The 14,400-nt window shown below is 60.1% G+C and carries 11 protein-coding genes and 1 pseudogene; all 12 read left to right on the top strand.

Annotated features, from left to right (window positions below; all coding sequences use genetic code 11):
- Positions 1-8 precede the first annotated feature (8 nt).
- Entirely contained in the window at positions 9-2,057 is a 2,049-nt protein-coding gene (flgK, locus tag PSH87_RS19910) for a flagellar hook-associated protein FlgK (RefSeq protein WP_026136594.1), read from the top strand.
- Positions 2,058-2,071: 14 nt separating this feature from the next.
- The gene (locus PSH87_RS19905) at positions 2,072-3,661 is read left to right on the top strand and encodes a flagellar hook-associated protein 3 (protein WP_305430800.1); all 1,590 of its coding nucleotides are present in this window, start codon (positions 2,072-2,074) and stop codon (positions 3,659-3,661) included.
- Positions 3,662-3,942: 281 nt separating this feature from the next.
- The gene (locus PSH87_RS19900) at positions 3,943-4,872 is read left to right on the top strand and encodes a ketoacyl-ACP synthase III (RefSeq protein WP_305430798.1); all 930 of its coding nucleotides are present in this window, start codon (positions 3,943-3,945) and stop codon (positions 4,870-4,872) included.
- Positions 4,873-5,138: 266 nt separating this feature from the next.
- Positions 5,139-6,878, top strand: coding sequence for a flagellin (locus PSH87_RS19895; protein WP_257780429.1), 1,740 nt, complete (start codon positions 5,139-5,141; stop codon positions 6,876-6,878).
- Between the two features lie 75 nt (positions 6,879-6,953).
- A complete protein-coding gene (locus tag PSH87_RS19890; RefSeq protein WP_305430795.1) occupies positions 6,954-7,304 on the top strand; it encodes a flagellar protein FlaG in 351 nt (116 codons plus the stop codon).
- A gap of 83 nt (positions 7,305-7,387) precedes the next feature.
- A complete protein-coding gene (fliD, locus tag PSH87_RS19885; RefSeq protein WP_124526523.1) occupies positions 7,388-8,758 on the top strand; it encodes a flagellar filament capping protein FliD in 1,371 nt (456 codons plus the stop codon).
- Between the two features lie 139 nt (positions 8,759-8,897).
- Positions 8,898-9,287, top strand: coding sequence for a flagellar export chaperone FliS (gene fliS / locus PSH87_RS19880; protein WP_026136596.1), 390 nt, complete (start codon positions 8,898-8,900; stop codon positions 9,285-9,287).
- Positions 9,288-9,312: 25 nt separating this feature from the next.
- Positions 9,313-9,610 (top strand): annotated as a pseudogene (gene fliT / locus PSH87_RS19875) (flagellar protein FliT).
- Between the two features lie 169 nt (positions 9,611-9,779).
- A complete protein-coding gene (locus PSH87_RS19870; RefSeq protein ID WP_017735203.1) occupies positions 9,780-11,252 on the top strand; it encodes a sigma-54 dependent transcriptional regulator in 1,473 nt (490 codons plus the stop codon).
- A 111-nt stretch (positions 11,253-11,363) separates the two neighbouring features.
- Positions 11,364-12,554 (top strand): PAS domain-containing sensor histidine kinase, encoded by a 1,191-nt coding sequence (locus tag PSH87_RS19865; RefSeq protein ID WP_305434348.1) that lies wholly within the window; start codon positions 11,364-11,366, stop codon positions 12,552-12,554.
- 6 nt (positions 12,555-12,560) lie between these two features.
- Positions 12,561-13,937, top strand: coding sequence for a sigma-54 dependent transcriptional regulator (locus tag PSH87_RS19860; RefSeq protein WP_305430792.1), 1,377 nt, complete (start codon positions 12,561-12,563; stop codon positions 13,935-13,937).
- 131 nt (positions 13,938-14,068) lie between these two features.
- The gene (fliE, locus tag PSH87_RS19855) at positions 14,069-14,398 is read left to right on the top strand and encodes a flagellar hook-basal body complex protein FliE (RefSeq protein WP_017735206.1); all 330 of its coding nucleotides are present in this window, start codon (positions 14,069-14,071) and stop codon (positions 14,396-14,398) included.
- The last annotated feature ends 2 nt before the right edge of the window (positions 14,399-14,400 follow it).

Genomic DNA, 14,400 nt, shown 5'->3' with positions numbered 1-14,400 from the left:
TCTGAATCATGAGTTTGCTCAGTATCGGGATGTCAGGGCTCAATGCCGCTCAAGGATCGTTGTCGGTCTTGAGTAATAACATTGCCAACGTCAACACCGCGGGCTACTCACGTCAGCAGGCCACCCAGAACGCCAGCGCGTCGAACCAGTTCGGCGGCGTGTTCATCGGCACCGGCACGACCCTGGCGGATGTGCGTCGGGTGTACAACGAGTACCTGGATGCGGCGTACCAGAACAGCACCGCGCTGAGCAGCGATGCCAATGCCTACCTGGGGCAGGTCAGTGCCATCGACAAAGTGTTGTCGGACAAGACCACCGGCATGTCGTCGGCGCTGAGCTCGTTCTTTGCAACCCTGCAGACCGCGTCGTCCAACCCGAATGACCTGTCGGCGCGCCAGCTGCTGGTGTCCAACGCCAAGACGCTGAGCAACCGCTTCAACTCGATCTCGACGCAGCTGACCCAGCAGAAAGAAACCATCAACAGCCAGCTGAGCACCATGAGTGATCAGGTCAATCAACTGACCTCCTCGATTGCTTCGCTGAACAAGCAGATCTCCCAGGCCCAGGGCTCGGCAACCGCCGCGCCAGCGAACCTGCTGGACTCACGCAACGAGGCCGTGCGCGCGCTCAATGAACTGATCGGCGTTACCGCGACAGAGAAGAACGGCCAATTCAGTATCAATACCGGCACCGGTCAGTCGCTGGTGGAAGGCGGGATTGCCAACACGATTTCGGCGGTACCGAGCAAGGACGACAACAGCCAGTACACCATCCAGCTGAACGTCAATGGCACCGCCCTGGACATGGGCTCGGTGATCAGCGGCGGCAGCATTGGCGGCTTGTTGCGCTATCGCAGCGACGCCCTGATGCCGGCCATCAACGAGCTGGGGCGCCTGGCGATTGCGACTGCCGATACGATCAACAATCAGCTGGGCCAGGGCCTGGATCTGAACGGTGACTTCGGCACGTCGCTGTTCAAGGACATCAACAGCGCAACCGCCATTGCTTCGCGCAGCCAGGCAGCGGCGGGCAACAGCGCCGCGTCCAGCAACCTGAATGTGACGATCAACGACAGCAGCAAGCTGACGACGTATGACTACAAGATCACGTTCAGCGACAAGACCAACCCGAACATGATCACCGTGGAGCGCTCGGACGGTAAGTCCATGGGCAACTTCGACATCAGCTCTACCACCGTCCCCGTGTCGTTTGACGGCGTGACCGTGACGCTCGATGGCAAAGGCACGATGAGCTATGGCGACAGCTTCAAGGTCAGCCCGACGGCCAACGGTGCCAGCGCTATCGGCGTGGACATGGCGGATGCCAACAAGCTCGCCTTTGCCGGCCCACTCATTGGCGAAGGCGGCAAGACCAACAGCGGCACGGGCACCTTTACCCAGCCGACGCTGACGGCGCCACTGGATATCCATGGCGGTGCGGACACGGCGAAGCTGCGCACGAACATCGAAGGCCTGATGCCGGTGAAAATGGTGTTTGGCAAACCGGCCGCCGACGGCACCCAGTCCTATACGATCAGCAACGCCCAGGGCAAGGCGATTGGCACCGGCACCATCGTGCCGGGGCAGGGCAACAAGATCACCGTCAATGTGCCCGAGCTGGATGCGACCGGTACGCCGATCCCGGGTTCGGGCTTCAAATTCGACACCACCATCAACGGCTCGCCGGCTGACGGTGACAGCACCACGTTCTCGTTCAACAGCGCCGGCAAGTCCGACGGCCGCAACGCGCAGCAGTTGCTTGACCTGCAAACCAAGGCCACCGTTGGCATGGGCGACGGCAACGTCGGCGTGAGCCTGGTGGGCGCCAACAGCCGCCTGGTGTCCCAGGTGGGCGCGAAGGCCAGCCAGTCGAGTGTCGATGTGGCCGCGACCGGCGCCTTGCTGGCCGCCAATAAAGGCGCGCGCAACTCGGTGTCCGGGGTCAACCTGGATGACGAGGCGGGCGACATGATCAAGTTCCAGCAGTACTACACCGCGTCGTCGCAGATCATCAAGGCCGCGCAAGAAACCTTTACCACATTGATCAATAGCCTTTAAGGGAGTCTGGGACGATGCGTATTTCTACACAGCAGTACTTCGAAACCAGCTCCGCCAAGTACCAGGAAAACTATTCCAGTGTGGTGAAAGCGCAGGACCAGGCCAGCTCTGGCGTTCGCGTGCAAACCGCCGCGGATGATCCGGTCGCGGCCGCGCGTTTGCTGATGTTGCAACAGCAGAAAGACATGCTGGGGCAGTACAACACCAATATCGACACGCTGAAAAACTCGCTGCAGACCGAAGACAGCGTGCTGCAGAACATCAACACGGCGATCCAGCGCGCCAGTGAGCTGGCGCTGAAGGCCGGTAACGTCGGGATCAGCGATGCTGACCGCAAATCGACCGCCGCCGAAATCGGTGCCCTGGAAGACCAGATCATGGGTCTGCTCAATACCAAGGATGCCAGCGGCAACTACCTGTTCTCCGGCAGCAAGACCGATACGCCGCCCTACACGCGCAACAACGATGGCACCTACACCTATCAGGGCGATGACACCGCGCTGAACCTGCGGGTGGCGGAGAATCTGTCGGTGCCGATGGGCGATACCGCGAAGAAAATGCTCGAGACCTCGGCCAACACCGGTCGTACCCAGGCCACACCGGTGCTGGTTCCGCCGGCGGTGGATGACGGCAAGGTCACGATCTCGGCGGGCCTGATTGCGTCGGGTGTCGATGTGAAGTTTGCCGACGGCCAGCCTTACACGCTGAAGTTCCTCAGCAGCACCCAATACACCGTCAGTGACAGCACCGGCAAAGACATCACGTCCGAGATCGCGGGCAACGGCACCTTTGACTCCACCAAGGAAGGCGGTTCGACCATCAGCCTGCGCGGGGTCAAGTTCGACATCGGCCTGAACCTGGGCAAAGACGTCTTGCCGGGCGCGCCGTCGGATGCGCTGGTAAAAGACCGCGAGTTCACCCTGGCCCTCAAGCCGGACTCGTTCAGTGTTTCGCGTACCGCCAGCAACCCAAGCGCGGCCCAGTTGACCGGTGGTTCGGTGAGTGATCCGGCGGCTTACGCCAGCACCTTTCCCAACGCCGGCCTGGTGGTCAAATTCGGTGCGGGCGGTAGCTATAACGTCTACGCGCAGCCTTACACGGCAGACAGTAAATCCATCGCCAATGACACGCTGGCTGCGGGCGCGACCTCGATCACCGTGGCGGGCGTGACGCTGGGCGTGACCACTGCGCCGGCACCGGCAGATGGCGATCAGTTCCTGGTGGGCGCCACCAGCAACAAGAACGAAAACGTGCTCGACACCCTCAGCCGCCTGCGCCGCACGCTGGAGACCCCGTCGGATGGCAACCCGGCAGCGCAGAAGGAGCTCAAGGACGTGGTCGCCCGGTCCATCGGCAACCTGACCAACGCCTACAGCCAGATCGACCAGGTTCGCGGGGATATCGGCGCACGGCTGAACACCCTGGATATCCAGAGCGCCGAAAACACCAGCCTGAGCCTGGCGAACGCCACCACCATGAGTTCGCTGGGCAACGTTGACTTCGCCGAAGCCGCGATCAACCTGAGCCTGCAACAAACCATGCTGCAAGCCTCGCAGCTGGCGTTCGTGAAAATCTCCCAGCTGAGCCTGTTCAACAAGATGTAATCGGCCCGCTGCACAGCAACGGCCCAGCCTGGAAACAGGTTGGGCCGTTGTCGTTTCCGGGACTTAATTGTTTGAAGGTTTTGCAGAAAGCACACACAATTAGGTGACCTGCGAGTCATAAAGCGCATCTTCACTGTATCGTGTGAAAAGGATAAGTCGTCCAAGGCGCCTTGCGCAGCGGCTTTCAGCGAGTTCTTCACGGGGTTTGTCCCCTTTATTGTCACCACTTCGCGAGGCAGTTCGCGGGGTGTTCTCCAGCTATTTAGTATTGGGAAGCCACAATGATTGGCATAAAAAGCATCGCCAGTTACGTGCCGGCCGACGGCATTGATAACTACGCCCAGGGTGCCAAATTCGCCAAGGATGAAGAGTTCATCATTGGCAAGATCGGTTCGGCGTTCCTGCCGCGCAAGGAAGCTGCCCAGGAAACTTCCGATCTGTGTGTCGAGGCAGTCAACGCTTTGTTTGCCAACAACCCTACGCTTTCGCGCGAGTCCATCGACGCGCTGATCGTCGTCACCCAGAACGGTGATGAAGAGGGTTTGCCCCACACCGCCGCCATCGTCCAGGACAAACTGGGCCTACCGACCCACGTGGCCGCGTTCGATATCTCCCTGGGCTGCTCCGGCTACGTCTACGGCATCTACGCGATGAAGGGCTTCATGGAAGCCGCCGGCCTGAAAAACGGTCTGCTGGTCACCGCCGACCCGTATTCGAAGATCGTCGACCCGGAAGACCGCAACACCACCATGCTGTTCGGCGACGCCGCCACCGCCACGTGGATGGGTGAAGACGCGCCTTGGCTGCTGGGCAAGTCGAAGTTCGGCACCGACGGTTCCGGCGCGCCGCACCTGAAGGTCAGCGACGGCGTGTTCTTCATGAACGGGCGCCAGGTGTTCAACTTCGCGCTGCTTAAAGTGCCAGCGCATCTGCACGAGCTGCTCAATGAGTCGGACCTCAAGGCCGACGACATCGATGCCTTCTGCATTCACCAGGGCAGTGCGGCGATTGTCGATGCCGTGGCGCGCCGCTTTGAAGAAGCGCCGGTGGAGAAGTTCATCAAGGACATGGTCGAGACCGGCAACACCGTGTCGTCGAGCATTCCGCTGCTGCTGGAAAAGCACGTGATGGACGCCACCTGGAAGCGTGTGGCGATCAGTGGTTTTGGTGTGGGCCTGTCGTGGGGCTCGGCGATTCTCTATCGTCCGTGACGCTTTAACCGGCAATACAAAAAACGCCGATGATCGCTCGATCATCGGCGTTTTTTATTTGGCGCCAGAAAAGCCAATGAATACTGGGTTTTGCGCCTGTGTAAGCCCTTGAATTGCAAGGGGTGGCACCAAGCCAGCAAAAAAATCAAAAAAAAGACTCAAGCAACCGGCACACACGACGATAACTATTACGAAGGTTCTCTAGGCCACACCCGGCGGTTGCCAGGGCCGGAAGCCGCAGCATCCCATCCAACGAGGATTTCGTCATGGCATTATCAGTTAACACCAACATCACGTCTCTGGGGGTCCAGAAGAACCTGAATAAGGCTTCCGACGCTCTGAGCCAGTCGATGAACCGTCTGTCCTCCGGCCTGAAAATCAACAGCGCCAAAGACGACGCTGCCGGCATGCAGATCGCCAACCGTCTGAACAACCAGGTCAAAGGCCTGAACGTTGCCATCGCCAACGCCAACAACGGCGTGTCGATTGCCCAGACTGCTGAAGGCGCGATGCAAGAATCCACCAACACCCTGCAGCGTCTGCGTGAACTCGCCCTGCAAGCGGCGAACGGTGATAAAAGCGACGCTGACCGTGTTTCCCTGCAGCAAGAATTCACCGCTAAAGTGGGCGAGCTGAACCGTATCGCCAGCACCACTACCTTCGGTGGTCGTAATCTGCTGGACGGCTCGTTCCAGAACGTAGCTTTCCAAATCGGCGCCAACGCCAACGAGACTATCTCGTTCGGCATGACCGACATCAGCTCCACCGCGCTGAAAGGCAACTTCAGCGAAGCCACCGTTAACAGCACCGCATTGAGCGGTCTCGCTGCTACCACTACTGGCTCGGTACTCACTGATAAAGCCACTGTCTCGGGTTCCGCTGCTGTCGGCGCTACTGTGGCGAGCGACAATATCAAAATCAACGGTACAACAATCACTTTCGGTGCTGTCGCAGCTAGTGACTTGGGTGTTGCCGCAGCTGCTGCTATCAACAAAGAGACAGCTACCACCGGTGTTACTGCAAGCACCGATGCTACTGGCGTCCTGACACTGAGCTCCACCAAGGCTATCAACCTCGCAGCTGGCGATGTTGTAACTGCTTCTGCTGGCCCACCCCCAGTCGCTGCCAAAACTGATGGCTTGGCTAACCTGAAGCTGACTGCTAACCCTGCCATTGCCACTACCAGCAACCTGACCTCTGACGGTGCGATCACTGTAAACGGTGCTGCAGTAACTTGGGCGAAAGGCGACGCCATGTCGACCGTTCTCACCAAGCTCACCAATGCTGCTGGCGGCGCTGCAGCGGGTGCTTCCGCTACCTTCACCGAAGGTCGTCTCAAGCTGACCTCGGGCAACGGTGCAGACATCAAGCTGGCTAACACTAACAGCGGTTCACTGTCGCAACTGGGTCTGTCTGCCGGTACCACTCAGGCCAAACTGACCGACGATACTTCCATCTCCGTCAACGGCGTAGAAGTCAAGTTCAAGAAAGGCGACACCGCTGACGCAGTTGTAGCTTCGATCAACAGCGCTAGCACCGGTGTACAGGCCAGCAAAAACACTGACGGTACTCTGAGCCTGTTCGCAGACAAAGACATCACCATCAAAGACGGCAGCGCCGGTACCGGTCTGAAAGCCCTGGGCCTGACCACTGTTGCTGCCAACGGCACCAAAACCGCCGTGACCATGGAAACCAGCGTTTCCGACCTGAACATCCTGTCCGCCGCTTCTTCGCAGCAGGCTATCCAGGCTCTGGACGACGCCATGCAGCAGATCGACAGCCAGCGTTCGCAGCTGGGTGCCGTACAAAACCGTTTCGCCAGCACCGTGGCCAACCTGCAGAGCATTTCGCAGAACTCCTCCGCTGCCAAAGGTCGCGTAGAAGACGCTGACTTCGCTTCCGAAGCTGCTGAACTGACCAAGCAACAAACCCTGCAACAGGCTTCCACTGCGATCCTGTCCCAGGCCAACCAACTGCCATCCTCTGTTCTGAAGCTGCTTCAGTAATAGCGGTAGCGGTTAAATAACGGGAGGGTGCGTGAATAACGTGCCCTTCCGTTTTTTCAGTTTGGAGGTGATGACATGGACATGAGCATCAAGCTGAACACGCCGTACCCGGCTGCCGTAGCCCAGCCCAGCACTGCACCTGTCGCCCAGGCCCAGCCTGCGGCCAACAGTGAAGCGAAAGTGCCGGCGAGCGAAGAGCCGCAGCGCGTTGCGCTGGAAAAAGCCGTCACCGATATGCGTGAGTTTGTGCAGGCTTCACAGCGCAACCTGGATTTTTCCATCGATGACTCCACTGGCATAGTGGTCGTCAAGGTGATCGCCACCGACAGTGGTGAAGTGATTCGACAGCTTCCATCGGAGACCGCGCTGAAATTGGCGCAGAATTTGAGCGATGCCAGCAGCCTGCTGTTTGATAGCAAGGCTTGAGTTGGCACGAAACATGTTTCTGATTGCGGCATCGGCGCTTGAGCGCCAAAAAACGGCCGCTTCAGGACAAGGAGAATAAGCAGATGGCTAGTTCAACGATTTCCGGCCCAGGTTCGGGCTACAACACGCAAGCGATCGTCGAGGCACTGGTTGGGGCTGAAAAGGCACCCAAGCTGGCCCAGATCACCAGTCAGCAAAAAGACGCGACTATCAAGTTGTCGGCTGTCGGCTCGATCAAAACCGCGTTGGAAGCCTATCAGGCGGCAATCACCAAGTTGAACAACGTCTCTGCGTTCAACGGGCTTTCTGCCAGTTCCTCCGAAGAGAAGAACATCAAGGTCACCTTGGGTGACGGTGCTTCCAGCGGCAAGTACGAGGTAAAGGTCGATAGCCTGGCCACCGCCGCCAAAGTCACCAGCAAGGTGAATACGGACGGTGCCACGGGCAAGGCCAACAGCACTGACGAAGCGCAGACGTTGACCATTAACCAGGGCGACAAAAGCTACGACGTGGTGATTGCCGGCGGCGCGACCCTCAAGGAAGTGCGTGAAGCCATCAACACCCAGCTCTCGGCCCAGGGTATCAGTGCCAACGTGCTGAGCGACTCCAACGGCGCACGTCTGGTCCTGACGTCGACCAAGACCGGCGATGGCACCGATATCACCCTCAGCGGTGACTCGGAGCTTGCCGTCGGTTACGACCAAGGCAAGCCCCCGGCCAACGCCAAGTACAGCATCGACGGCGTCGCGATGTCGTCCGCCACCAACAAGATCGATTCCGCCATCAGTGGTGTGACCCTCGACTTGCTGGCCGTTGACTTGACCAAGCCGACCACCACCATCACCGTGGCCACCAATACCGACACCCTGAAGACCTCGGTGCAGTCCTTCGTTACCGCGTACAACGCGTTGACTACGGCGATCAACACCCAGACCAAGGTGACCGCCACAGGCGATGCGTCGACGACCGTTGCGGGCGCCTTGACGGGTGATGCGTCGATGCGTCAGCTGGTGAACAGCATGCGTACCGAACTGACCAGCGGCTCCGGTGCGGGCAGCATGACCAGCCTGGCACAGATGGGGATTACCACGGACCAGAAAACCGGCCTGTTGACCCTGGACGACAAGGCGTGGGACAAGGCAGTGGTCAAGGGCGCTGGCGATGTGGCCAAGTTCTTCACTGGCGACACGGGCTTGATCACCCGCATGAACAAAGCCACCGCCAGCTACGTCGGCACCACCGGCACCCTGGCGACGCGCGCCACCGACCTCAACAACAAGTTGACCTCGCTGACCACCGAATCCTCCGACCTGGACGTGCGCATGGAGGCCTTGAAGAAGTCCCTGAGCGCCAAGTACACCGCGATGGATACGATGATCGCGCAGATCAACGCCAGCAGCTCCAGCATCATGACCACCCTCAACTCGCTGAACAACGCGAAGTCGTCGTCCTGATTCGTGGGGGCGCTTCGGCGCCCCGCAGCAGGCTTTACCGGTGGTCTGGCGTATGACGCCTGGATTAAAGAATTTTGTGACGTGGTCGAAAAACTGGTTAAGCAACCCTATTCGACATGGCCAGTAACGAGGTAGCAACATGAACCCGATGAGAGCCCTTCGCCAGTACCAGAAGGTCAATTCCCACGCCCAAGTCTCCGAAGCCAGCCCGCACCGCCTGGTGCAGATGCTGATGGAAGGCGGCCTTGATCGCATGGCGCAGGCCAAGGGGGCATTGAGCCGTGGCGATATCGCTCAGAAAGGTCTGATGCTGGGCAAGGCGATTGAAATCATCTCTGGCCTGCGTGATGGCCTCGAACCGGAAAAAGCGGAAGATCCGGCCTCGGTACAGCAGCTGGATGCGCTGTATGACTACATGAGCAACCGTCTGGTTGAAGCCAACCAGGTGAACGATGCCGACATGATCGACGAAGTCGCGCGGTTGCTGATTACCGTCAAGTCCGGCTGGGATGCCATCGCTCCACAATAAGGCCAAGCGCCTTGAGGTACACATCATGAGCCAAGCACTGCAACGCATCGATGAAGCCCGCGACGCCCTGATAAGCGCGTTGGCCGAGCGCAATTGGGATGCTGTCGGTGAGCTGGATATGGGCTGCCGTGCGGTGATCGATGAGGTGCTCAGCGAGGCGCCGGTGGACGAGGATGCGCGTGCGCGAGAAGCTGGAGAGTCTGCTGGCGGTGTATCAGCAGTTGCTGGAAGTGACCACTGGCGAAAGACAGGCGATTTTTGAAGAGATGTCGCAGATCAACCAAGCTAAAAATGCGTCAAAGGTTTACCATCTGTTCGGCTGAACGGGCTCAGTTAAACCGAATGCGCGTCATAAATTTGACTGCGCGTGATTTTTTGACTTAACTAGTGCTGTTTTCAGATTTCAGAGGGGTGTAAAGCAGAAAATGCTTACAGCCATCTAGATTGCCCAGACTTCAGGGCACTTGAGTTAACTAGGGAAGTTGCTATTGCATGTGGCGTGAAACCAAAATTCTGCTGATTGATGACGATAGCGTCCGCCGCCGCGATTTAGCGGTGATTTTGAATTTTCTTGGCGAAGAAAATCTGCCCTGCGGCAGCCATGACTGGCAGCAGGCGGTCAGCTCATTGTCATCGAGCCGTGAAGTCATTTGTGTGCTGATCGGGACGGTAAACGCTCCTGGCGCTGTTTTGGGCTTGTTAAAGACACTGTCTACGTGGGATGAGTTCCTTCCCGTGTTGCTGATGGGCGATATTTCTTCCGTCGAGCTGCCCGAAGACCAGCGCCGCCGCGTGCTGTCCACCCTGGAAATGCCGCCCAGCTACAGCAAATTGCTTGATTCCCTGCACCGCGCCCAGGTCTATCGCGAGATGTACGACCAGGCCCGCGAGCGCGGCCGCCACCGCGAACCCAACCTGTTCCGTAGCCTCGTCGGCACCAGCCGTGCGATCCAGCACGTGCGCCAGATGATGCAGCAAGTGGCCGACACCGACGCCAGCGTGCTGATCCTCGGCGAGTCGGGCACCGGCAAGGAAGTGGTCGCGCGCAACCTGCACTATCACTCCAAGCGCCGCGACGGGCCTTTTGTGCCGGTCAACTGCGGGGCGATCCCGGCAGAGCTGCTGGAAAGCGAACTGTTCGGCCACGAGAAGGGCGCCTTTACCGGGGCGATCACCAGCCGTGCCGGGCGTTTCGAGCTGGCCAACGGCGGCACCCTGTTCCTTGACGAAATCGGCGATATGCCCCTGCCGATGCAGGTCAAGCTGCTGCGCGTGTTGCAGGAGCGTACCTTCGAGCGTGTGGGCAGCAACAAGACCCAGAGCGTCGATGTGCGCATCATCGCGGCCACCCACAAGAACCTCGAAAGCATGATCGAGGTGGGCAGCTTCCGCGAAGACCTGTACTACCGCCTCAACGTTTTCCCGATCGAGATGGCCCCGCTGCGCGAGCGCGTGGAGGACATCCCGCTGCTGATGAACGAACTGATCTCGCGCATGGAGCACGAGAAGCGCGGCTCGATCCGTTTCAATTCCGCTGCGATCATGTCCCTGTGCCGTCACGGCTGGCCAGGCAACGTGCGCGAGCTGGCCAACCTGGTGGAGCGCATGGCGATCATGCACCCCTACGGTGTGATCGGCGTGGTCGAGCTGCCGAAGAAATTCCGCTACGTCGATGACGAAGACGAGCAGCTCAATGACATCCGCAGCGACATGGAAGAGCGGGTAGCGATCAACGGCCACACGCCGGACTTCGCGTCTACCGCCATGCTGCCGCCGGAAGGCCTGGACCTCAAAGACTACCTCGGCAACCTGGAACAAGGCCTGATCCAACAGGCCCTGGACGACGCCAACGGCATCGTCGCCCGCGCCGCCGAGCGCTTGCGTATCCGCCGCACCACCCTGGTGGAGAAGATGCGCAAGTACGGCATGAGCCGTCGAGATGGCGATGAACAGGCGGATGATTGACGCCTAAATCACAAACCGCTGATTAGTCAGCGGTTTTTTTTTAGGCACGGGTATTGCTACAACCCTCGCAACGTTCCGTTTAACTGACGGTCAGCCAAGCGAGAGAGCATGATGCCCCACGCCGCCCAACTATCTTCGGCTCCCGATGCCGAACAGCTCAGCCGCAATGGCCTGGAACAGGCCTTTTCGCTGTTCAACCAGATGTCCAGCCAACTGACAGACTCCTACAGCCTGCTGGAAGCCCGGGTTTCCGAGCTTAAAGGCGAGCTGGCGGTGGTCAGTGCGCAGCGCATGGAAGAGCTGGCCGAGAAAGAGCGCCTGGCCAACCGTCTGCAAAACCTGTTGTCGCTGTTGCCCGGTGGCGTGATCGTCATCGACGAAGACGGCCGCGTGCGCGAAGCCAACCCGGCCGCCGGCGACATGCTCGGCCTGCCGCTGGAAGGCGAGCTGTGGCGCCACGTGATCACCCGCTGCTTCGCGCCCCGTGAAGACGACGGCCATGAAATCTCCCTGAAGGACGGTCGCCGCCTGTCCATCGCCACGCGCTCCCTCGACGCTGAGCCCGGCCAGTTGGTGCTGCTCAACGACCTCACCGAAACCCGTCACCTGCAAGACCAACTGGCGCGCCATGAGCGTTTGTCGTCGTTGGGCAGGATGGTCGCTTCTTTGGCGCATCAGATCCGCACGCCGCTGTCGGCCGCGCTGATCTACGCCAGTCATTTGACTGATGAGCAACTGCCGCCAGAAACCCAGCAACGTTTTGCTGGCAGGCTCAAGGAGCGTCTGCACGAATTGGAGCACCAGGTGCGCGACATGCTGGTGTTCGCCCGCGGCGAATTGCCGCTGACCGACCGCGTCACCCCGGCCGACCTGATGCGCGCCCTGCAAGCCGCCGCGTCCACCCATATCCAGGAGGCCGAAGTGCGTTGGCAATGCGACAGCCACCTCGGCGAGTTGCTATGCAACCGCGACACGTTGGTCGGCGCCTTGCTCAACCTGATCGAAAACGCCACCCAGGCCAGCACCCCCGGCGCGCGCCTGAAGATTCACCTGTACAGCCGCGCGCAAACCCTGCGCCTGTGCATCAGTGACAGCGGCAGCGGCATCGACCCGCAGGTGCTGCAGCGCCTCGGCGAACCCTTTTTCACCACCAAGACCAACGGAACGGGCCTGGGCCTGACCGTGGTCAAGGCCGTGGCACGCGCCCATCAGGGAGAATTGCAGCTGCGTTCCCGATTGGGGCGTGGCACCTGTGCATTGATGACCTTGCCGCTGTTTTCAGGCGCGGCAAGCGCGGAGTAAGCGAACATGGCAATCAAGGTTTTATTGGTAGAAGACGATCGCGCCCTGCGTGAGGCATTGGCTGACACGCTGTTGTTGGCGGGCCATGACTATCGGGCGGTCGGTTCAGCCGAGGAAGCCTTGCACGCGGTCGAGCAGGAACCCTTCAGCCTGGTGGTCAGCGACGTCAACATGCCCGGCATGGACGGCCACCAGTTGCTCGGCCTGCTGCGCGCCCGCCAGCCGCAATTGCCGGTGCTGCTGATGACCGCCCATGGCGCCGTGGAGCGCGCGGTCGACGCCATGCGCCAAGGCGCGGCGGATTACCTGGTCAAGCCGTTCGAACCGAAAGCCCTGATCGAGCTGGTGGCCCGTCATGCCCTCGGCGTACTGCCGGCCAGCGACGGCGAAGGGCCGATTGCCTTCGAGCCGGCCAGTGCGCAATTGCTGGAACTGGCCGCCCGCGTGGCGCGCAGCGACTCCACGGTATTGATCTCCGGCGAGTCCGGCACCGGCAAGGAGGTGCTGGCGCGCTATATCCACCAGCAATCCAGCCGCGCCAGCCAGCCGTTTGTCGCGATCAACTGCGCGGCGATCCCCGACAACATGCTGGAAGCCACCTTGTTCGGCCATGAAAAGGGCTCGTTCACCGGTGCCATTGCGGCCCAGGCGGGCAAGTTCGAACAAGCCGACGGCGGCACGATCCTGCTCGATGAGATTTCCGAAATGCCCCTGGGCCTGCAAGCCAAGTTGCTGCGCGTGTTGCAGGAGCGTGAAGTGGAGCGGGTCGGCGCACGCAAGCCGATCCAGCTGGATATCCGTGTGGTCGCCACCACCAACCGCGACCTCGCCGGCGAAGTGGCGGCGGGGCGTTTCCGTGAGGATCTGTTCTACCGCCTGTCGGTGTTCCCCCTGGCGTGGCGCCCGCTGCGTGAACGCCAGGCGGACATCATTCCGCTGGCCGAGCGCCTGCTGAACAACCACGTCAAAAAAATGAAGCACGCCCAGGCACGTCTGTCGGGCGAGGCCCAGGCGTGCCTGATCGCCTATCCATGGCCCGGCAACGTGCGGGAATTGGACAATGCGATCCAGCGCGCTCTGATCCTGCAACAGGGCGGCCTGATCCAGCCCCAGGATTTCTGCCTGGCCATGGGCAGCGGCGCGGCGCCATTGCCGAGCCTGGCACCCGCGCCGGTGCCTGTCGAAGCCGAATCTGCCGGTGCCCTGGGCGACGACCTGCGCCGCCGCGAATTCCAGATGATCATCGACACCCTGCGCGCCGAGCGCGGCCGCCGCAAAGAGGCCGCCGAACGCCTGGGCATCAGCCCGCGCACCCTGCGCTACAAGCTGGCGCAGATGCGCGATGCGGGGATGGATGTGGAAGCGTATCTGTTTGCCACCTAACTGGTACCAAGGCCGACAAGGTTTGTCGCCTTTTCTTACGAATCGATACAGAGCTGGCACCCTTGTTGCTACTTCCCCTAGTAATTGCGGCGTAGTGTCAAAAATTTGCGGGTTGTCGGAGAGAGAAGGTCATGAGCCAGGGTATTGAGTTCAATCGGTTGATGTTGGATATGCGCTCCATGCAAATGGATGCCATGGCTCAACCGAAATCCGTCGCGCAAGCGCCGGAATTGGGCCAAAGCAGCTTCGCCGACATGCTCGGCCAGGCGATCAATAAAGTCAGTGACACCCAGCAAGCCTCCAGCCAGTTGGCCACCGCGTTCGAAATCGGCAAAAGCGGCGTGGACCTCACCGATGTGATGGTCGCTTCGCAAAAAGCCAGCGTGTCGTTCCAGGCGTTGACCCAGGTGCGTAACAAGTTGGTTCAAGCCTATCAAGACATCATGCAGATGCCGGTTTAAGG

The organism is Pseudomonas sp. FP453, from assembly GCF_030687495.1.
Classification (GTDB): Bacteria; Pseudomonadota; Gammaproteobacteria; order Pseudomonadales; family Pseudomonadaceae; genus Aquipseudomonas.
This window is presented reverse-complemented; position numbering and strand designations above follow the sequence as displayed.